Annotated in this window: 20 protein-coding genes, 1 tRNA gene and 1 pseudogene; 16 read left to right on the forward strand and 6 right to left on the reverse strand. The window is 71.2% G+C overall.

What is annotated here, in order from left to right:
• Positions 1–9 precede the first annotated feature (9 nt).
• The gene (locus ACIQWG_RS16285; protein ID WP_404095550.1) at positions 10–1,503 is read left to right on the forward strand and encodes a CoA-acylating methylmalonate-semialdehyde dehydrogenase; all 1,494 of its coding nucleotides are present in this window, start codon (positions 10–12) and stop codon (positions 1,501–1,503) included.
• 30 nt (positions 1,504–1,533) lie between these two features.
• Positions 1,534–2,319, forward strand: a complete 786-nt coding sequence (locus tag ACIQWG_RS16290; RefSeq protein ID WP_404095552.1) for a GntR family transcriptional regulator — start codon at positions 1,534–1,536, stop codon at positions 2,317–2,319.
• Here ACIQWG_RS16290 and ACIQWG_RS16295 read toward each other — a convergent pair.
• The 3 genes from ACIQWG_RS16295 to ACIQWG_RS16305 all read right to left on the reverse strand — a co-directional run bounded on the left by ACIQWG_RS16295 (position 2,309) and on the right by ACIQWG_RS16305 (position 4,420).
• Positions 2,309–3,112: a DUF427 domain-containing protein gene (locus ACIQWG_RS16295; RefSeq protein WP_404095555.1), complete on the reverse strand. Its 804-nt coding sequence runs from the start codon at positions 3,110–3,112 to the stop codon at positions 2,309–2,311. The genes ACIQWG_RS16290 and ACIQWG_RS16295 overlap by 11 nt on opposite strands.
• 153 nt (positions 3,113–3,265) lie before the next feature.
• The gene (locus ACIQWG_RS16300; RefSeq protein ID WP_404095556.1) at positions 3,266–3,928 is read right to left on the reverse strand and encodes an NUDIX domain-containing protein; all 663 of its coding nucleotides are present in this window, start codon (positions 3,926–3,928) and stop codon (positions 3,266–3,268) included.
• A gap of 418 nt (positions 3,929–4,346) precedes the next feature.
• Positions 4,347–4,420, reverse strand: a tRNA-Pro gene (locus ACIQWG_RS16305).
• Between the two features lie 111 nt (positions 4,421–4,531).
• Here ACIQWG_RS16305 and ACIQWG_RS16310 point away from each other — a divergent pair.
• Positions 4,532–5,056, forward strand: coding sequence for a DUF309 domain-containing protein (locus ACIQWG_RS16310; protein ID WP_404095558.1), 525 nt, complete (start codon positions 4,532–4,534; stop codon positions 5,054–5,056).
• A 118-nt stretch (positions 5,057–5,174) separates the two neighbouring features.
• A complete protein-coding gene (gene cobF, locus ACIQWG_RS16315) occupies positions 5,175–5,948 on the forward strand; it encodes a precorrin-6A synthase (deacetylating) (RefSeq protein WP_404095560.1) in 774 nt (257 codons plus the stop codon).
• Between the two features lie 25 nt (positions 5,949–5,973).
• On the opposite strand, the gene ACIQWG_RS16320 is transcribed toward cobF, so the two are convergent.
• Positions 5,974–6,735, reverse strand: a complete 762-nt coding sequence (locus ACIQWG_RS16320; RefSeq protein ID WP_404095563.1) for a cobalt-precorrin-6A reductase — start codon at positions 6,733–6,735, stop codon at positions 5,974–5,976.
• A gap of 353 nt (positions 6,736–7,088) precedes the next feature.
• Between ACIQWG_RS16320 and ACIQWG_RS16325 the strand changes: the two genes are divergently transcribed.
• Positions 7,089–8,531, forward strand: coding sequence for a hypothetical protein (locus tag ACIQWG_RS16325; protein WP_404095889.1), 1,443 nt, complete (start codon positions 7,089–7,091; stop codon positions 8,529–8,531).
• Positions 8,532–8,564: 33 nt separating this feature from the next.
• Positions 8,565–9,383, forward strand: coding sequence for an HAD-IIA family hydrolase (locus ACIQWG_RS16330; RefSeq protein WP_404095566.1), 819 nt, complete (start codon positions 8,565–8,567; stop codon positions 9,381–9,383).
• Here ACIQWG_RS16330 and ACIQWG_RS16335 read toward each other — a convergent pair.
• A complete protein-coding gene (locus tag ACIQWG_RS16335; protein WP_404095568.1) occupies positions 9,369–10,142 on the reverse strand; it encodes a sulfite exporter TauE/SafE family protein in 774 nt (257 codons plus the stop codon). The genes ACIQWG_RS16330 and ACIQWG_RS16335 overlap by 15 nt on opposite strands.
• A 66-nt stretch (positions 10,143–10,208) precedes the next feature.
• Positions 10,209–11,396: a thiolase family protein gene (locus ACIQWG_RS16340; protein WP_404095571.1), complete on the reverse strand. Its 1,188-nt coding sequence runs from the start codon at positions 11,394–11,396 to the stop codon at positions 10,209–10,211.
• 135 nt (positions 11,397–11,531) lie between these two features.
• Here ACIQWG_RS16340 and ACIQWG_RS16345 point away from each other — a divergent pair, with 135 nt between their 5' ends.
• From ACIQWG_RS16345 to ACIQWG_RS16390, 10 genes and pseudogenes are all read left to right on the forward strand, one after another.
• Positions 11,532–12,341, forward strand: a complete 810-nt coding sequence (locus ACIQWG_RS16345) for a lysophospholipase (protein ID WP_404095573.1) — start codon at positions 11,532–11,534, stop codon at positions 12,339–12,341.
• A 128-nt stretch (positions 12,342–12,469) separates the two neighbouring features.
• Complete coding sequence (locus ACIQWG_RS16350; RefSeq protein WP_404095574.1) at positions 12,470–12,952, forward strand: Dps family protein; 483 nt, start codon at positions 12,470–12,472, stop codon at positions 12,950–12,952.
• 140 nt (positions 12,953–13,092) lie between these two features.
• Positions 13,093–13,425: a DUF3140 domain-containing protein gene (locus ACIQWG_RS16355; protein WP_404095577.1), complete on the forward strand. Its 333-nt coding sequence runs from the start codon at positions 13,093–13,095 to the stop codon at positions 13,423–13,425.
• A gap of 57 nt (positions 13,426–13,482) precedes the next feature.
• Positions 13,483–14,139: an endonuclease gene (locus tag ACIQWG_RS16360; RefSeq protein WP_404095580.1), complete on the forward strand. Its 657-nt coding sequence runs from the start codon at positions 13,483–13,485 to the stop codon at positions 14,137–14,139.
• 48 nt (positions 14,140–14,187) lie between these two features.
• Positions 14,188–15,000: an SAM-dependent methyltransferase gene (locus tag ACIQWG_RS16365; protein ID WP_404095582.1), complete on the forward strand. Its 813-nt coding sequence runs from the start codon at positions 14,188–14,190 to the stop codon at positions 14,998–15,000.
• Between the two features lie 163 nt (positions 15,001–15,163).
• A complete protein-coding gene (locus ACIQWG_RS16370) occupies positions 15,164–15,982 on the forward strand; it encodes a hypothetical protein (RefSeq protein ID WP_404095585.1) in 819 nt (272 codons plus the stop codon).
• Positions 15,983–16,143: 161 nt separating this feature from the next.
• On the forward strand, positions 16,144–16,953 hold the full coding sequence (locus tag ACIQWG_RS16375; protein ID WP_404095587.1) for an SAM-dependent methyltransferase: 810 nt from the start codon (positions 16,144–16,146) through the stop codon (positions 16,951–16,953).
• Positions 16,954–17,010: 57 nt separating this feature from the next.
• The gene (locus ACIQWG_RS16380; RefSeq protein WP_404095590.1) at positions 17,011–18,414 is read left to right on the forward strand and encodes a glutamine synthetase; all 1,404 of its coding nucleotides are present in this window, start codon (positions 17,011–17,013) and stop codon (positions 18,412–18,414) included.
• 1 nt (position 18,415) lies between these two features.
• Positions 18,416–19,569: pseudogene (locus tag ACIQWG_RS16385) on the forward strand (amidohydrolase family protein).
• 42 nt (positions 19,570–19,611) lie between these two features.
• Positions 19,612–20,139 carry an NUDIX hydrolase family protein gene (locus ACIQWG_RS16390; RefSeq protein WP_404095891.1) on the forward strand — a complete coding sequence of 176 codons (528 nt, stop codon included), beginning with the start codon at positions 19,612–19,614 and terminating at the stop codon, positions 20,137–20,139.
• Positions 20,140–20,188 lie beyond the last annotated feature (49 nt).

The following is a 20,188-nucleotide window of genomic DNA, read 5'->3' on the forward strand; positions in this document are numbered from 1 at the left end:
TTTCGCACCATGAAGACCATCACCCACTGGATCGACGGCAAGCCGGTCGAGGGCACCTCCGGCCGCTTCGGACCCGTCTACAACCCGGCCACCGGAGCCCAGGAGAAGCAGGTCGCCTTCGCGACCGTGGACGAGGTGGACACCGCGGTCGCTTCCGCCAAGGCGGCGTTCGAGAGTTGGGGCGAGTCCTCGCTGGCCAAGCGCACCGCGGTCCTGTTCAAGTACCGCGAGCTGCTGGACGCCCACCGCGACGAGATCGCCGAGCTGATCACCGCCGAGCACGGCAAGGTGCACTCTGACGCCCTCGGCGAGGTCGCGCGCGGTCTGGAGATCGTGGAGCTGGCCTGCGGGATCTCCGTGCAGCTGAAGGGCGAGCTGTCCACGCAGGTGTCGAACCGGGTGGACGTCGCCTCGATCCGCCAGCCGCTGGGTGTCGTCGCCGGCATCACGCCGTTCAACTTCCCGGCCATGGTGCCGATGTGGATGTTCCCGCTGGCCATCGCGTGCGGCAACACCTTCGTGCTGAAGCCGAGCGAGAAGGACCCGTCGGCGTCCTACCGGCTCGCCGAGCTGGCCGCCGAAGCCGGGCTGCCGGAGGGTGTGCTGAACGTCGTGCAGGGCGACAAGGTCGCCGTGGACCGGCTCCTGGAGCACCCGGACGTCGAGGCGGTGTCCTTCGTCGGCTCGACGCCGATCGCGAAGTACATCCAGCTCAAGGCGGTCGAGCACGGCAAGCGCGTACAGGCCCTGGGCGGCGCCAAGAACCACATGCTCGTGCTCCCCGACGCCGACCTGGACTTCGCCGCCGACCAGGCCATCAACGCGGCGTACGGCTCGGCGGGCGAGCGGTGCATGGCCGTATCGGTCGTGGTCGCCGTCGGTGACACCGGCGACGAGCTGGTCGGCAAGATCGCCGAGCGGGCGAAGGCCCTGCGCATCGGCCCCGGCAACGACCCGGCGAGCGAGATGGGTCCGCTGATCACGCGCGAGCACCGCGACAAGGTGGCGTCGTACGTGGCGTCGGCCGCCGAGCAGGGCGCGGAGGTCGTCGTCGACGGCACCGGCTACTCGGTCGAGGGCCACGAGGACGGCTTCTTCCTCGGCGTCTCCCTGCTGGACCGGGTGCCGCTGACGGCGGACGCCTACCGGGACGAGATCTTCGGCCCGGTGCTGGCGGTGGTGCGTGCGGAGACGTACGACGAGGCCATCAAGCTCATCAACGACTCCCGTTGGGGCAACGGAACGGCGATCTTCACCCGGGACGGCGGTGCCGCCCGCCGCTTCCAGCTGGAGGTGAAGGCGGGCATGGTCGGTGTGAACGTGCCGATCCCGGTGCCGGTCGGCTACCACTCCTTCGGCGGCTGGAAGGACTCCCTCTTCGGCGATCTGCACATCTACGGCAACGACGGCATCGCCTTCTACACCCAGGGGAAGGTGATCACCACCCGCTGGCCGGACCCGTCCGACGGTGGCATCAACCTCGGTTTCCCCAGCAACTCCTGACATACCCTCAGAAGAAGGGGAGGTCGTCCGATGGCGAAGGCCCGCGGTTCCGCACGTGCCACGTCCGCGTCCGCGCTGGACTCGCTGGACTTCGCCCTGGACCGGGGCAGTCCCGTGCCGCTGTACTACCAGCTCGCCCAGCAGCTGGAGGCGGCGATCGAACACGGGGCCCTCGCCCCGGGCAACCTCCTCGGCAACGAGGTCGACCTGTCGGTGCGGCTGGGCCTGTCCCGGCCCACCGTCCGGCAGGCGATCCAGTCGCTGGTCGACAAGGGGCTGTTGGTGCGGCGGCGCGGGGTGGGCACCCAGGTGGTGCACAGCCAGGTCAAGCGCCCACTGGAACTCAGCAGCCTCTACGACGACCTGGAGGCGGCGGGGCAGGGCCCGACGACGCAGGTCGTCCGCAACGAACGCGTCCCGGCGGCAGCCGATGTCGCCGCCGCGCTCGGCATCGCGGAGGGCGCCGAGGTCATCGTGCTGGAGCGGCTGCGCCGCACGCACGGCCAGCCCGTGGCCGTGCTCTGCAACTACCTGCCCGCGAGCCTGCTCGACCTCGACACCGCCCGGCTGGAGTCGACCGGCCTGTACCGGATGATGCGGGCCGTCGGCATCACCCTGCACAGCGCCCGCCAGACCGTGGGCGCCCGCAGCGCCACCGCCGAGGAGGCCGCGTGGCTGGACGAGAAGGAGGGCGCCGCGCTGCTGACCATGCGGCGCACGGCGTACGACGACACGGGCCGGCCGGTCGAGTACGGGACGCACATCTACCGGGCGTCCCGGTACGCGTTCGACTTCCAGCTGCTGGTCAGGTCTTGAGGGTGGTGGTGAACGGCGTGACCGGCCGCTGGAGCCGGTCACCGTCCAGGACGATGTCCACCGCCTCGTTGTAGAAGGCCAGGAGTCCCCTGATGGGGCTCACCGCGGACAGCGGCTCGGCGTAGCTCCACAGGATGTTCCGCGGGATCGCGCCCTCGCCGCTCCAGGTCCAGTACTCGGCCCTGCCCTTGTACGGGCAACCGGTGTGGTGGTCGGTCGGCTCGAACAGGTCGAGCCGGACGTCCTCGCGGGGCAGGTAGTACCGGGTCGGCAGTCCGGTCTCGAACAGCAGCACCGGCCGGTGGCTGTCCGCGACGACCGTGCCGCCGATCTCGACCCGGACATGACGGCTGCTGGGCATGGCGTCCACCCGTTTGTGCGGGTCGCGCGGGTGGATGAAGATCTCTTCCTCTTCCTCGTACCAGTGGTCGAGACCGGTCCCCCAGCGCCAGAACCACTCGAAGGCGATATGGCCGGCGAGGTCGGCGGCGGGGAAGGTCCACGCCGCGTTCTCCACCAGCTCACCGTCGACCTGGAGGTCGTAGAAGATCTGCGACCCCGTGTGCTTGCCGGTCTGCGGGTTCTTGGCCGGGCGGAGGAGGTCGGTGCGGACCTCCTCGCGCGGGAACGCGTAGCACGGGACGGGGAGGTCGGGTTCCCAGACCAGGAGGGGGTGCCGGCTGTCGACGACGGTGACGTCGCTCTTGGTGCCGCGCACCCATCGCTCGCTGGGCTCCCAGAGGAGGCCTTCGGGGGTCGTACGGACGTTGCGCTCGTTGGGGAACAGAGGCATGGCGCACTCTCCTTCGGCTCCTCTTCGGAGCGTACTCCGGGTGCGGTCAGGGGGCCGCGTCGAGCCGGGCCCGCTGCCGGCCGGCGTGGCCGAGGCTGCCGCCGGGGAACAGCCCGTCGGGGACGTCGAAGCGGGGCCATCGGCCCCTTGCCGTCACTTGGCGAACGGGCCCTCCAGCGCGGCCCATTGGAGCAGCATGATGGTCTTGGCGTCGTTGATCTCGCCGGTGCGGATCATCTCCAGGGCCCGGCGGAAGGGCAGTTCGAGGATCTCGATGTCCTCGCCCTCCTCCTCCAGGCCACCGCCCTCGTGCGTGCGGGTCGCGGAGCCGTAGGCCGCGGCGTAGAAGCTGACGCGTTCCGTGACCGAGCCGGGGCTCATGTAGACGTCGAAGACGTGCCGGACGTCGCCGATGGTGTGCCCGGTCTCCTCCACCACCTCGCGCCGCACCGCGATCTCCGGGTGCTCGTCATCGTCGTCGAGCACCCCGCCCGGTGTCTCGATCAGCATGCCGTCTGGGTGGCCGTTGACGTAGACCGGGAAGCGGAACTGGCGGGTGAGCAGCACGGTTTCGCGCTCGGCGTCGTACAGCAGCATGGTCGCGCCGTTGCCCCGGTCGTGTGTCTCGCGCTGCTGGCTGGTCCAGGTGCCGTCGGCATGCTGGAACTCGAAGGTGGTGGCGCGCTCGACGTACCAGTGACTGGACAGGAGCCGCACGTCCCGCACCTTGACGCGGGGGTTGCCGGTCAGCTCCCGGCCGGTCTGGTCGAGCCCGGTGCGGCCGCGGCGGTCCGGGGTGTCGATGCCGGCGGTCATCGGGCGCCGGCCGGGTGGACGATCGAGATCGAGTTGGTCATGGACAGCTTCTACCATGTCGCCCTGTTCCCCTTCATTCGACCCGTCCTGCGCGGCTCCCATCAATTCCGCTCCCGCAAGAAAGCCGGCCTGCATCTCGGTCGCTATTCACGAATTGCAGCCCTACATCATGGGCCCCCGTAAGGCAGATCCACGAATCACCGACCATTTGAATCCCACACCCATGAAGTCAATGCTCCACGCAAGAAAATTCCAGCCCTCGTAATACCCTGACCACGGAGAGCGGATATTCCGGGACCAATAGGAAGCCGTGCATTTCGGCCACTCGGGTCGGCACAGAACCCGGAAAACGATCAAGGGCCTCGACCCCACAGAAGTGGAATCGAGGCCCTGATGTTACTGACAGCTCATCGAACTGTCGGGACGACAGGATTTGAACCTGCGACCCCTTGACCCCCAGTCAAGTGCGCTACCAAGCTGCGCCACGTCCCGGTGCGTATCGCGCGGAGAACCGCGTGATCGCGCGAACAGCACTTTACCGCATGCCGAGGACCACACCGAAGCGGGCCTCCGGCAGGAGGTCCGTCGATGGACAATCGAGGTATGGCGAGCACACCCTCAGGACGGCCGGCGACCGCACGGGACAGGGACCACGAGGGGCGGGCGCGCAACGCGCGGCCCCGGGACGGTCTGGGACGCCCCATGCCCTACGGCGCGGACGGGGTGGAGCGGCAGCCCGAGGGCGTCGTACGCACACCGGAGCAGTCCGTCGCCGAGGCGCAGGAACTGCTGGACGAGGGAAAGCCCTTCCACGCGCACGAGGTCTTCGAGGACGCGTGGAAGTCGGGGCCGGAGGAGGAGCGGGCGCTGTGGCGCGGGCTTGCCCAGCTCGCGGTGGGGCTCACGCACTCGGCCCGGGGCAATGTGATGGGCGGGGCGAGGTTGCTGCGGCGGGGTGCCGGGGCGGTCGAGGAGTGGGCGGCCGGTGGTGGGGGCCGGCAGCCGTACGGGATGGATCTCATGGGGCTGGTCGCGTGGGCCCGGGAGCTGGCCGACGTGGTGGAGGCCGGGGGCGGGGCGGCTGTGGATGCACGGGAGCGGGCACCGAGGTTGCGGGGGCGGGCGTAGGAGAGGGTTGCGCGGGCTGGAGTAGGACAGGGTTCCGCAGGCGGGCGTAGGACAGGTCGCGGCGGGCATGCGTGGACGCGGTGCCCGCGTCGCCGGGGGCGTGCGGCAGACTCGGGGCGTGCGAAAGATTCATGTCATCGGGATCGGGGCGGGCGACCCCGAGCAGCTGACGCTTCAGGCGGTCAGGGCGCTGCGGGATACGGATGTGTTCTTCATCCTCGACAAGGGCGAGGCGAAGGCAGATCTCACAGCTCTGCGCCGGGACATGTTGGACGCCCACATACCCGAGGGCACCTATCGGGTCGTGGAGGCCCGGGATCCGGATCGGGACCGGAAGGCGGGGGGCGCCGCCTACTCCCCCGCCGTCGGGGACTGGCGCAGTGCCCGCGCCGGGATCTACGAGCGGCTGATCGTCGAGGAGCTGGGCGAGGACGAGACCGGCGCGTTCCTGGTGTGGGGTGATCCCGCGCTGTACGACAGCACGCTCGGGATCCTCGAGGAGGTGCTGGACAAGGGCACGGTGGACTTCGAGTACGACGTCGTGCCCGGCATCAGCAGCGTCTCGGCGCTCGTGGCCCGGCACCGCACGGGGCTCAACCGCGTCGCCCGGCCGGTGCAGATCACCACGGGGCGGCGGCTGGCCGAGGGCTTCCCGGCGGACGTGGACGACGTGGTCGTCATGCTCGACGCCCACCAGACCTTCCAGCGGTACGCCGACCAGGACATCGACATCTACTGGGGCGCGTACATCGGCACCCCGGACGAGATCCTCGTGTCCGGTTCGATCGCCGAGGCCGCACCCCGCATCGAGCGGCTGCGTGCCGAGGCGCGTGAGCGCAAGGGCTGGATCATGGACACGTATCTACTGCGCCGGAACCCGAAGGAACAGTAGGCCACGGACCCCGTCGGCGGCCTCGTCAGGGGGCGAGGCCGAGCCGCTCCAGCACCCCCGCCACGTCCGGCACCACGTCCACGCCCTCCGGGAGCGGTGGTCTGCCCACGACCACGACGGGCAGGGCGAGTCGGCGGGCGGCGGTGAGTTTGGCGGAGGTCGCGTCGGCGCCGCTGTCCTTGGTGACCAGGACGTCGATGTCGAGTTCGCGCAGCAGGGACGACTCGCCCTCGACCGTGAAGGGGCCGCGGGCCAGCAGCACATCGGTGTGCGCGGGCATCGGTGGCTCGGGCGGGTCGACGGACCGTACGACGAAACGCAGGTCGGACAGATGGGCGAAGGCGGCGAGGCCCAGCCGGCCGGTGGTGAGGAACACGCGGTGCCCGAGGCCGGGCAGCGCGGCGGCGGCCTCGTCGAGGGAGCCGACCTCGTACCAGCGGTCGCCGGGGCCGGGGCGCCAGCCGGGGCGGCGCAGGACCACCGTCGGTATGCCGGTCGCCCGCCCGGCGCGGGCCGCGTTCTCCGTGATCGACTCGGCGAAGGGGTGCGTGGCGTCGACTAGGAAGTCGACCTGCTCGGCACAGAGCCAGTCCGCCAGGCCGTCCGCACCGCCGAACCCTCCGATGCGCACGTCCCCCTCGACCGCGCCGGGCCGTGACACACGCCCCGCGAGCGAGGTGGTGACCCGGAGGTCCGGGTGTGCCGTGAGGGCGGCGGCGAGTCCGCGGGCCTCGGTGGTGCCGCCGAGGATCAGAATGTGGCGGGACCACATGGGGCGCGGGCACATGAAACGAGCGTACGGGGTGTGGGGTGGGGACGGGCAACGCCGAGTTCCTGTGTGGGCTGTGGGGCCGGGACGGGAACGCCGGGTTCCCCGGGTGGGGTGTGTGTGCCGACGGTCGTCCGCCTCCCCGCGAAACAATGCCCGATCGGCGCGCGATGGTGCCCGAATCCCGTTCGCCGCTGCCCGATTCACCTGCCTCGGCGCCGGCCGTGAGCCTGGCGCGGCGAACACTATGAACACAACGGTCAGACCGTGGTACCTCGCCCCGTCCCCTCCCTAGCATCGCGGCGCACGGCTCGACGACGCGCCGACGAGGGACGAGGAGCAGCGTCTTGGACTGGACGAGAACGAACTCGGTGATCCGCAGGTCTGTGCCCACGCCCGAGCGGCGTCGTACGACACTGGCCGCGTTGCTGGCCGGCGCCCTCGCCGTCGGGGTCCTCGTCGGCGCCTCCAACGCCCGGGGCGAGTCGGCGGAACCGGCGCTCGCGGAGTGCCCGGCCGACCTGGTCGGCAAGGCCGACTGCTACACCGGACGTGACGCGGCCGGCGCCTACTACGCGATGGCCGTGCCGGCCGACTGGAACGGCTCGCTCGTGGTGCACTCCCACGGCGGTCCCGACCTCGGCGCGGAGTCCGACCCGGCCCGCAGCCTCGACGACCTGGGCCGCTGGTCGGTGATGGTGAAGGAGGGCTACGCCTGGGCGGGTTCGTCCTATCGCCGGGGCGGCTACGGGACGCGGATGGCGGCGGCCGACACGGAGAGCGTGCGCCGGCTGTTCGTCGAGGAGTTCGGCAAGCCGCGGCGGACGTATGCGCACGGGCAGTCGTGGGGCGGGAACGTCGCCGCGAAGGTGGTCGAGACGTACGGCGGGCGGAAGGGGGCGTACGACGGGGCGCTGCTCACCAATGGCGTCCTGGGCGGTGGTTCGCGCGGCTACGACTACCGCGTCGATCTGCGCGTCGTCTACCAGTACTACTGCGGCAACCACCCCCGGCCGACCGAGCCGCAGTACCCGCTGTGGCAGGGCCTGCGCGCCGACTCGACCATGACGTCCGCCGGGCTGCGCGCCCGGCTTCAGGAGTGCACGGGATTCGCTTCGCAGCCGCAGCAGCGGACCGCGCTGCAACAGCGCAACCTGGACGACATCCTGGCGGTCACCCGGATCCCGGAGCGCACCCTGGAGTCGCATCTGCGGTTCGCGACCTTCACGTTCCGGGACATCGTGCACGAGCGGCTCGGGGGCCGGAATCCCTTCGGCAACGAGGGTGTCCGCTACTCCGGGTCGCATGACGACGAGGCGCTGAACGCCGGTGTCGAACGGTTCGCCCCGGACCCCACGGCGGTACGGGATCTGTCCTACGACAGCGATCTCACCGGCAAGGTCTCCATACCGGTGCTGACGCTGCACGCCATCGACGACCCGACGGCGTTCGTGGAGCACGAGGCGGCCTACCGGGCCACGCTGCGGGGCGCCGGGCGGGAGGGGCGCCTGGTGCAGACGTTCACACGGGAGCACGAGCACAGTGAGCTGAGCGACGCCGAGTACGCCGCGTCGATCTCCGCCCTGGACGCGTGGGTGCGCAAGGGGAGGAAGCCCACGCCGTCGTCGGTCGCGGCGTCGTGCGGCGGGTTCGACGAGACGTACGGCACGGGCTGCTTCTACGACCCGGGCTTCCGGCCGGGTCCGTACGCCTCGCGCGTCGAGCCGCGGCCGGGCGGTCTGCGCTGGCCCGCGATGACGGCCGGTCAGGAACGGGTGTGGAGCAGGATCGACGGCGTCGGTATCGCTCCCTGAGCGCGGCTGCCCGGACCCGTCTATGGTCCAGGCATGGGATCCGTACGGGCCGTTCTCATCGACATCGACGGAGTCCTCACCGTGTCGTGGCAGCCGCTGCCCGGCACGGTCGAGGCGTTGCGGGAGATCCGCGAGGCCGGGCTCGGCGTCGCGCTGGTCACGAACACGACCTCGCGGACGCGGGCGTCGATCGCGCGCACGCTGGCGGACGCGGGGTTCCCGGTGTCCGCCGACGACGTCCTGACCGCTCCCGCCGTCACCGCCGCCCATCTCGCCGAGCACTGGCCGGGAGCCCGGTGTGTCCTGCTGAACAGCGGTGACATCGCGGAGGACCTGGCAGGCGTCGACCTCGTCGACGACCGCGAAGACGGCGAGGACGACCCGGCGCCTGACGTCGTGGTCGTCGGGGGTGCCGGGCCCGAGTTCGGATACGAGGCGCTCAACCGGGCCTTCGGGCATCTTCAGCGCGGGGCCAGGCTGGTGGCCATGCACCGGAATCTGTACTGGCGTACGGACCAGGGGTTGCAGCTCGACACCGGCGCCTTCCTGGCCGGGCTGGAGAAGGCCGCGCGGGTCGAGGCGGAGATCACCGGGAAGCCGCAGGCCGCGTTCTTCGAGGCGGCGCTGGCGCATGTGGGGGTCGGTGCGCACGAGGCGTTGATGGTGGGTGACGACATCGAGTCCGATGTGCTGGCGGCCCAGCGGGCCGGTGTCATGGGCGTGCTGGTGAAGACCGGGAAGTACCTGCCGCAGACGCACCGGTCCGCCGACGGCACGCCCGACCATGTGATCGACTCCTTCGCCGACCTGCCCGCGCTGCTGGGGGAACTGCGGGGATCAGCGGAGCAGTAGCTGGAGGCCGCCCACGACCGTCGCCGCGATCACGAGCCGCTCGAACAGCCGCTGGTTGATCCGGTCGACGGCCCATTTGCCGAGCACCGCTCCCGGCACCACGAAGATCACGAGCGCCGCGTCGAGGAGGAGCGAGGAGCCGTCGATCAGGCCGAGTCCGGCGCTGAAGGGCACCTTGGAGACATTCACGATCAGGAAGAAGAAGGCGGAGGTGCCGAGGAACCCGAGCTTCCGGAAGCCCGCCGACAGCAGGTACATCGACATCACCGGGCCGCCGGCGTTGGCGACCATCGTGGTGAAGCCGCCGAGGACGCCGTAGGAGCGGGCCTTGACCCGGCCGGCCCGGCTGGTGACCGAGTCCGGCTCGGCGGCCTTCTCCGCGGTGCGGCGGCGCCAGACCGTGACGCCCGCCATCATCAGCAGGATGGCGCCGATCGACGTCCGGACGATCCCGTCGTCCGCCCACACCAGGAACAGCGTGCCGAGGACCACGCCGGCCGCGACCGCAGGGAACAGGCGCCACAGCGTGGGCCAGTGGGCGTGCCGCCGGTAGGTGAGGACGGCGAGCACGTCACCGGCGATCAGGATCGGCAGCAGGATGCCGGTGGAGGCGCGGGCGGGCAGGATGGCGGCGAAGATCGCCAGGCTGACCGTGTTGGCCCCGCTCACGGCCGTCTTGGAGAAGCCGACGAGCAGGGCCGCGAAGGCGAGCGCGGCGAACTCCCAGCCTGATATGTGCCACAGCGTCATCGTGTCCATGCGGAGACCGATGGTATGTGCAGACAACAGGTACCGGTAAACACCGTCTCGCCAGTCGGGAGATCGCTAGTGCCTCTCCACCAGCACCGCACTTCCCTGCCCGACTCCCACACACATCGTGGCGAGTCCCCGCTCCGCTCCCGTCCGCCGCATGCGGTGCAGCAGGGTCGTCAGGATCCGTGCGCCCGAGCAGCCCAGCGGGTGTCCCAGCGCGATCGCGCCGCCGCTCGGGTTGACCAGGTCGTCCGCGATGCCGAGTTCGTCCACGCACGCGAGTGCCTGTGCCGCGAACGCCTCGTTGAACTCGGCCTCCTGGATGTCGGCGATCGTCCAGTCCGCGCGGGCCAGGACCTTGCGGGTGGCCGGGACCGGGCCGAGGCCCATCACATCCGGGTGGACTCCGGCGGAGGCGCCGGCGACATAGCGGCCGAGGGACTCCAGGCCGAGTTCGTCGAGGGCCTCCTCGCTGACCAGGAGGAGCCCGGCGGCGCCGTCGTTCATGGGTGAGGCGTTGCCCGCGGTGACCGTGCCGCCGTCCCGGAAGACCGGCTTCAGCCGGGCCAGCTTCTCGTAGGAGGTGTCCTCGCGGATGCACTCGTCGCTGACGACCACCACTGCGTCGGGGCGCTCCACCGGCAGGAGTTCGTCGTCGAAGTGGCCGTTCTTGCGGGCCTCGGCGGCCCGTTGGTGGCTGCGCAGGGCGAAGTCGTCCTGCCGCTCGCGCGCGATGCCGTGGCGCTCGGCGACCTCCTCGGCCGTCTCACCCATGGACAGCAGTCCGTGCAGTTCCTTCATCGCCGGGTTGACCAGGCGCCAGCCGAGGCGGGTGTCGAAGGTCTCGACGCGGTGGGGCAGCGCCTCGTCGGGGCGGGGCAGGACGAAGGGCGCGCGGCTCATGGACTCGGAGCCGCCCGCGAGCACGATGTCGGCCTCGCCTGCGGCGATGGTGCGGGCCGCGGTCGTCACCGCCTCCAGGCCGGACGCGCACAGCCGGTTGACCGTGGCTCCCGGCACCGACTCAGGGAGACCGGCGAGCAGCGCGGCCATGCGGGCGACGTTGCGGTTGTCCTCGCCGGCCTGGTTGGCGGCGCCCCAGTAGACGTCGTCGATGCGCGCCGGATCCAGCGCGGGGACGTCGGCGACCAGGCCCCGGATGACGGCGGCGGCGAGATCGTCGGGCCGCACGGACGACAGCGCGCCGCGCAGCTTGCCGATGGGGGTGCGGCGGGCGGCCGCGAAGTGGACGGGACGCACGACAGGACTCCTGACCGGGCAGTATGAAATCGGCACCCTATTAATTAGCACCGCTAGTTTTGGACTATAGACCGACCCGTAGCACCCTGGGAAGATCCCCGGGAACCGCCGCAGCCGAACGCAGCCGGAGGAACCATGGCCGACAGCCACGAACACGTTCTCGACGGAAGCCGGGGCACGATCGTCGTACGGGAGTGGCCGAACCCTCGGGCCCGCTACGTCGCGCTGATCGTCCATGGCTACGGCGAGCACGTCGGCCGGTACGCCGAGGTGGCGGACGTACTGGTGGGACATGGCGCGGCCGTGTTCGGGCCGGATCACCTCGGGCACGGGAAGTCGGCGGGCGAACGGGTGGTGATCGAGGACTTCGAGGACGTCGTCGCCGATGTGCACCAGGTCGCCGGCCTCGCCCGGGCCGCGCATCCGGACCTGCCGGTCGTCCTGGTCGGGCACTCCATGGGCGGGCTCGTCGCGGCACGGTACGCACAGCTCCACGGCGACGGACTCGCCGCGCTGGTGCTGTCGGGGCCCGTGATCGGCGACTGGGAACTGCCCCGGCGGCTGCTCGCGCTGGACGAGATCCCCGACACCCCGATCAGCCCGGCCGCGCTCTCCCGGGACATGGAGGTGGGCCTGGCGTACACGAGGGATCCGCTGGTCTGGCACGGGCCGATGAAGCGGCCGACGGTGCGGGCGTTCGCCGCGATGCTGGACACCGTGTCGAAGAGCGGGACCATCGGGCGGCTGCCGCTGCTGTGGCTGCACGGCGACGACGACCGGCTGGTGCCGCTCCCGGGCAGCCGGCTCGGCATCGAGGAACTGCGCGGCAACGACACGACCGAGCGTGTCTACGCCGGGGCCCGGCACGAGGTGTTCCACGAGACGAACAAGGCGGACGTCTTCGCCGACCTGGTCCGCTTCCTGGACGGCGTGCTCACTCCCTGAGACGCGTCGCGTTTGCAACGGTTCGCCCTGGGCACCCGCGCCGGCATGGAGGGGTCGCGGTGTCCACAGTGGTCAGGGCGCCGCACCACTTCCGTCGGCCATGACCAAGCCAGAAGGAGGAGTGCGTGATGACCGTGGTCAAGAGCACGCTCCCGGAGCCGGCCCGCCGGATCGCCGGGGACGCCCTACAGAGCACGCTCGTCGATCTTCTCGGAATCTCGCTGATCGGAAAGCAGGCGCACTGGAACATCGTGGGCCCGCGGTTCCGGTCGATCCATCTCCAGCTCGACGAGGTCGTCTCGCTGGCCCGCACCCACGCCGACACCGTCGCCGAACGGTCCAGCGCGCTCGGCCTGCCGCCCGACGGCCGGCCGGAGACGATCGCGGCGGCCTACACCCTGCCCGGTCCGAAGGAGGGCTGGGTGCGCGACGCCGAGGTCGTCCAGCTGATCGTGGACACGCTGGAGGGGGCCATCGAGCGGCTGCGCGAACGCATCGCCGCCACCGCCGAGCCGGACCCGGTGACCCAGGACCTGCTGATCAGCATCACGGGCGACCTGGAGAAGCAGCGCTGGATGTTCGACGCCGAGAACTGGCCGCGCCCAGACTGAGAACGCCGAGAACTGGCCGCGCGCAGACCGAGAACACCGAGAACCGGCCGCGCCCAGACCGAGAACACCGAGAACCGGCCGCGCGCAGACCGAGAACGCCGAGAACCCCCGTACGACGACTGAGAACAGGGGCAGAACCCGTGACCGACGCCCTCGAACTCGACGCGCTGTGGGAGGACTTCCACCGCGTGGTGAACATGACCTCGCAGGAGCTGGCCACCTGGCTCCGGGTGAGCGACGCGGACGAGGAGACCGAGCCGCTGCCCGACCAGGCGGGCACGCCGGCCGGGCAGCATGTCCTCGCGATCCTCCAGAAGCGGCGGACGGACCTCACGGACGACGACATCCAGACGATGTACGACGTCGTGGACACCGTCACCGCGGAGACCGACCTCGAGAACGAGCCCGAGCCCGACCAGACGCGCCGTCGCCATCAGCTGATGACGATCGGCCACGATCCTCTGAGGCCATGAGCGGCATGAACGACATGAGCACCGTGAGCGGCATGAGCCGCATGAACGGCTGACGCCATGAGCGGCCGCAGGGACGACAGGACGGTCGTACGGGAGCTGGTGCGCGGCCACGGGCAGACGTTCGCCGAGGAGGCGGGCATCCCGCTCAAGGACACCCCGCAGCCGTTGTACCGGCTGCTGGTCCTGGCGCATCTGCTCAGCGCCCGGATCCGCGGCTCGATCGCCGTCGACTCCGCCCGCGCCCTGTACGAGGCCGGGCTACGCGATCCGCGCCGGATGGCCGACGCCGACTGGCAGGAGCGGGTCGACGCGCTCGGCCGGGGCGGCTACCGGCGCTACGACGAGCGCACGGCCACGCAACTCGGCGACGCCGCCGAGCTGTTGACCGACCGCTGGGACGGCGATCTGCGGCGGCTGCGGGAAGAGGCGGACGGTGACGTCGGCGAACTGCGCCGGCTGCTCCAGGAGTTCCCCGGCCTGGGCCCGTCCGGCGCCGACATCTTCTTGCGCGAGGCGCAGCGGGTCTGGCCCGAAGTGGCGCCCCGGCTGGATGGCAAGGCGCTGTCCGGCGCCCGGCGGCTCGGCCTGCCCGAGGACCCGGACCGGCTGGTGGACCTGGCCGGTGACACCGAACCGGCCGTGCTCGCCGTCGCGTTGGTGCGTGCCTCGCTGGACAAGGAGGTGGCCGAAGACAGCCTCCGCGAGGCCTCATGATCGTGAAAGACTGCTCGAACAGATCTTGTCGAGCAGAGGAGTCCGTGCGTGACCGGAATCGAGCCGGCCGTCAGTCGCATCGACACGACCAGACCGCATCCGGCCCGCGTCTACGACTGGTTCCTCGGCGGCAAGGACAACTACCCGGTCGACGAGGAACTGGGCAGACAGATCACCGCGATCAACACGGACGCTCCGCGCGCCGCCCGCGCCAACCGCCGCTTCATGCGGCGGACCACGCGCCGGCTCGTCCAGGACACGGGGATCCGCCAGTTCCTGGACATCGGCACCGGCATACCGACCGAGCCGAACCTCCACCAGATCGCGCAGGCCGCCGTACCGGACGCGCGCGTCGTCTACGTCGACAACGACCCGATCGTCCTCGCCCACGCGGAGGCTCTGCTGCGCGGCACGCCCGAGGGCGTGACGGAGTACCTCCAGGCCGACGCGCGGGACCCGGGCACGATCATCGAACAGGCCGGGCGGGTCCTGGACCTCGACCGGCCGGTCGCCCTGTCGCTGATCGCCCTGCTGCACTTCATCGCGGACGAGGACGGCGCCCACGACATGGTCGACACCCTGGTCGGCGCGCTGGCGCCGGGCAGCGCGCTGGTCCTGTCCGCGATGACCGCCGACTTCGAGCCGGAGAACGTGCGGCGCGGCATCGCGGCGTACGCGGCGGGAGGCGTCACGCTCGTCGCCCGCACCCAGGCCGAGGTGAACAGCTTCTTCGCGGGGCTCGACCTGATGGAGCCGGGGATCGTGTCCCTCACGGACTGGCACCCGGATGCCGCCGAGGACCGGACGTCAGACGACGAGGGGATCGTGTCGCTGTACGGCGGGGTGGGACTCAAGCGCTGACGGGCGACGCCGGTTCAAGACCGGGAACCGCGTCCCTGACGGGCGGCGACCCGCTCACCCCGGCAACCAGCGCACCTCACCCGAACGGTCCGGCACAGCTGGTGCACCGTCAGGGGCGGTGGTGCGCTGGGGGCACGCGTCACGTCCACAGGAGGCTGCCCAGATGACCCGTCGCCCGTCCCGATCTGTCCGTGTTCTCTGCTCGGCCCTGGCCGCCGGCGCGTTGCTGACCACCGCGGCCTGCTCGGACGGCGGCGACGACGTCTCCCAAGCCGCGGCCGTCGCCCGGCAGACGTCGACCGGCTCGCCCTCCGCCTCGCCCACCGCCTCGCTCACCGAGTCCGGCGCGCAGACCGCGCTGATCACCGCGGCGGACATCGAGGACGACTGGACGCAGGTGAAGGACTCCGAGGTCGCCAACTGGCACGACACCCTGATCATCGGCACGGTCGACGTCGACGACTTCCTCACCGGCAAGACGGACGCCGCCGACTGCCAGCGGCTGCTGGACGGTCTCTACACGGACCAGTTGCTGGGCAAGCCGGCAGGGGCGTCCGCGCTGCGCGGGTTCCAGCAGGACCAGTCCCGGCTGCTGTACCAGGTGGCCGCCTACGAGCGGACCGACCCGCAGGAGTCCCTGGCCTGGCTGAAGACTTTGCCGCAGGAGTGCGACGAGTTCACCGTGACCAACAACGGCCAGGAGAGCACCGTCCAGGTCATCGAGACCTCCCTGCCCGACGTCGGCGACGACCGCGCCGGCCTGCGCATCACGGTGCAGGGCACGGCGGACGGCGAACCGGCCACCCTCACCGAGGACATCGCCGCCGTACGGGTCGGCATGGACGCGATCACGGTCACCGCGGGCGGCCTCGACGGGGACGAGCACGACTCCGTCGAGCAGGCGGTCAAGCTGGGCACCCAGCGGCTGAACGACGTCCTGGCCGGGAAGTCGCCCGCCTCGACCCCCAGCGAGATCGAGTAGCACGCGCCCGCTCCATCCCTGTCCCTTCCCTTCTCGTTCCTCTTCCCGCACGTGCCAACGGCCGTACCTGCTCTCCCGATTCCGGGGACAGCGTGATCAACGGAGCGGCACAATGGCGACGATGACCGGTTTCGGTCGTTCGTGCGAGGAGAGGACGAGTCGTGAGTGATGGCCACACCCCGTCGGGCGGGTCGGCGAGGCTGAACACCGGTGTGGCGCACAACGCGCGGGTGTGGAACTACTGGATCGGCGGCAAGGACAACTACGAGGTCGACCAGCAGGTGGGCGAGCAGGTCGCCGGGATGTTCCCGATCATCCGGGACATCGCCCGCGCGGACCGCGAGTTCCTCGGCCGCGCCGTGCGCTTCGTGGCCGAGGAGCGCGGCATACGGCAGTTCCTGGACATCGGCACGGGCCTGCCGACGGCGGAGAACACGCACGAGATCGCGCAGCGCATCGCACCCGACTCGCGGATCGTGTACGTCGACAACGACCCGATCGTGCTGGTGCACGCCCGCACGCTGCTGACCGGCACCCGCGCGGGCGTCACCGCCTACATCGACGCCGATGTGCACGACCCGGACGCCATCGTCGAACGGGCCGCGCAGACCCTGGACTTCGACAAGCCGGTCGCGGTGATGATGCTGGGCATCCTCAACTTCGTCCTGGACTACGACCGGGCGCGCGAGATCGTACGGCGTGTCGTGGCCGCCGTCCCCTCCGGCTCCCTCCTGGTGCTGACCCACCCGACCTTCGACGCCGAGCTCGGCGGGGAGGGCCAGATCCCGGCGATGAAGTTCTGGAACGAGAACGCCACGCCGCCGATCACCGCCCGCAGCGGCGCCGACATAGCCGCCTTCTTCGACGGTCTGGAGCTGCTGGAGCCGGGCATGGTGTCCTGCTCGCAGTGGCGTGCCCCCGACTCTCCCGCCCCGGTGCCGCAGTACGGCGCGGTCGGCGTGAAACCCTGACGCCGACAGGGACCGCACGCACCGGAGCCGACCGGCCGAGCTCGTCGAGGAGACCGTATGACCACCCTTGCCGACCCCGTCCCCGGCGGGCGTCCCGGCGACGTCGAGCGGGCCGGCGCGCTGAGCGGCGAGCTGGCCGGGCGGGGCGTGCACGGGATCGTGCTGGCCTACGTCGACACGGCGGGTGTCGCCCGGGTGAAGACGATCCCGACGGCGAAGCTCGGCTCTGCGGCGGCCTGGGGTGTCGGGATGTCGCCGGTGTTCGACACCTTCCTGGCGAACGACTCCATCGTCACCACCGATGTCCTCGGCTCCCCGGACGGCGATCTGCGTCTCTACCCGGACCTGGACCGCCTGGTGGAGCTGGCCGGTCAGCCCGGGTGGGCGTGGGCGCCGGTCGACCGCGTGACCCAGGAGGGCGAGCGGCATCCGGCGTGCGGCCGTACCTTCCTGCGGCGGACGGTCCGGGAGGCCGCCGAGCGGCACGGCGTCACCTTCAGGGCGAGCATCGAGATCGAGTGGGCCGTGGCGCAACCGCCGGGTCCCGACGGCGCGTTCGTGCCCGCGGTCACGGGCCCGGCGTACAGCGCCACCCGCCAGGTCGAGTTGAGCGACTGCGCGGCCGATCTGCTGGCGGGGCTCGCGCGGCAGGGCGTGGAGGTCGACCAGTTCCATCCCGAGTACGCGGCGGGGCAGTTCGAGCTGTCGGTGGCCGCGCTCGATCCGGTGGCGGCGGCCGACCACAGTGTGCTGGTACGGCAGACGATCCGCGCGGTGGCCCGGCGGCACGGCCTCGCGGTGTCCTTCGCCCCGGCGGTTGTCGGGCAGGGCGTCGGCAACGGCGGCCATGTCCATCTCTCCGTCTGGCGCGAGGGGGTCAATCTGCACGCGGGCGGTGACCGCCGCCACGGTATGCGGCCCGACGCCGAGTCCTTCGCGGCCGGCGTGCTCACCCACCTCCCCGCCCTCACCGCGGTGACCGTGCCGAGCCCGGCCGGCTATCTGCGGCTCAGACCCTCGCAGTGGGCGGGGGTGTTCACCGCCTGGGGCCGGGAGACCAGGGAGGCGGGACTGCGGGTCGTCACCGGCACGGCGGGCCACCGCGACCAGGCCGCCAACCTGGAGGTCAAGCCGGTGGACCTGGCCGCCAACCCGTATCTCGCCCTGGGCTGCCTGATCGCGGCCGGGCTGGACGGGGTGGCGTCGAGCGCGGCACTGCCCGAGGAGGTCACCGGGGATCCGGCACGGCTGAGCGCGGACGAACTGACGGCCCGGCGCATCCGCAGGCTGCCCGCGTCGCTGGGCGAGGCCGTCGAGGAGTTCCGTACCGACCAGGTGCTGCGGTCCGCGCTGGGCCCGGTGCTCGCCGACGCCGTGATCGCCGTACGGCAGGGCGAGATCGGCGCCGTGGCGGGCCTGGACGACGACCAGGTGGCCGCCGCCTACCGGTGGAAGTACTGACATGAGCGCCACCGGACCGGTCCACGAGGCGCTCGCGGCGCTGCCGCTCGTCGACCATCACTGCCATGGCATCGTCACCGAGGACCTGGACCGGGCCGGCTTCGAGTCCCTGCTCACTGAGGGCGAGCCCTGGCCCGGTGTCTCGACCTTCGACACCCCGCTCGGCATCGCCGTACGCCGCCACTGCGCACCCCTGCTGGACCTGCCGCGCCACGCCCCCGCCGACGCCTATCTGGCCCGGCGCGCGGAACTCGGCGGACGGGAGGTGAGCCGTCGGCTTCTGCCTCCGCCGGTACCGAGGCGTTCTGCGTCGACACGGGGTACACACCCCACCCGATCACCACGCCTTGGGAACTGGCGGACATCGCCGACGCGGCGGCCTACGAGGTCGTACGGCTGGAGTCGGTCGCCGAAGCGGTCGCGGCCGGGGGCGTCGAGCCGGTCGCGTACCCCGCGGCCTTCCGTGGGGCCGTCGAGGAGGCCGTACGGCGGCCCGGTGTGGTCGCCGTGAAGTCGGTGGCCGCCTACCGCACCGGCTTCGAGCTGGACCCGGCACGTCCCTCGGACGCCCTCGTCGCCGCGGCGGCCCGGCAGTGGCTCGCGGCCGGCGGCCGACTCGCCGACCCGGTCCTGGTACGGCATCTGCTGTGGACGGCGGTGGACCTGGGGCTGCCCCTCCAGCTCCACACCGGTTTCGGCGACGACGACATCCGCCTGCACCGGGTGGACCCGTCCCACCTCACGGACTGGCTGCATCTGACCAAGGGCACGATTCCGGTGCTGCTCCTGCACTGCTGGCCCTTCCAGCGCCAGGCCGCCTATCTGGCCGCCGTCTTCGAGCAGGTGTACCTGGACGTGGGCCTCACCCTGCATCACGTCGGCCCGGCCCGCTCCCGGGCGATCCTGGCCGAGGCCCTGGAGATCACCCCGTTCCGCAAACTGCTGTACAGCTCCGACGCCTATGGTCTGGCCGAGTCGTACCGGCTCGGCGCACTGGCGTTCCGTCGCGGCCTGGGCGAGTTGCTCCAGGAACGGGTGGACGCCGACGAGCTGAGCCTGCCGGACGCGCTGCGGATCGCGGCGTGGGCGGCAGGCGACAACGCCCGCCGTCTCTACGGACTCACCGAACCCGTCCCCCGTCCCTCTCGCGACTGAGCGTTCGCAATTCCCGGAAAGTATGATCAAGCAATGTCTGACATGACCGAGATCACGCCCGGCTGGCTGACCAGCGACGAGCTGGAGCAGGCACGCGCCAACATGCCCATCCTGTATGTCGAGGCGGTGCCCGTGCGCGTCGACGACAGCGGTGAGGTCACCAGCATCGGCCTCCTGCTGCGGATCGGACCGGACGGTACGGTCAGCCGGACCCTGGTCTCCGGCCGCGTGCTGCACCATGAGCGCGTCCGTGACGCCCTCCTGCGCCATCTGGAGAAGGACCTCGGGCCGGTGGCGCTGCCCCGGGTGCCGACCTCTCTCCAGCCGTTCACGGTCGCGGAGTACTTCCCGACGCACGGCATCACGCCGTTCCACGACCCGCGTCAGCACGCGGTGTCCCTCGCCTACGTCGTCCCGGTCTCCGGCGACTGCCGGCCCCGTCAGGACGCCCTCGACCTGGTCTGGTTCAGCCCGCAGGAGGCCCTGTCACCGGCGGTGCAGAGCGAGATGCCGGGTGGTCACGGGGTGCTGCTGAAGCAGGCGCTGGCGCATGTGGGCTGCGTGATCTGACGCGGCCGGGCGGCGAGGCGGCCGTCGCAGGCGCCGGCGTCGGGCCGGG

Origin of the sequence: Streptomyces sp. NPDC098781, assembly GCF_044759995.1 — a bacterium.
Classification (GTDB): Bacteria; Actinomycetota; Actinomycetes; order Streptomycetales; family Streptomycetaceae; genus Streptomyces.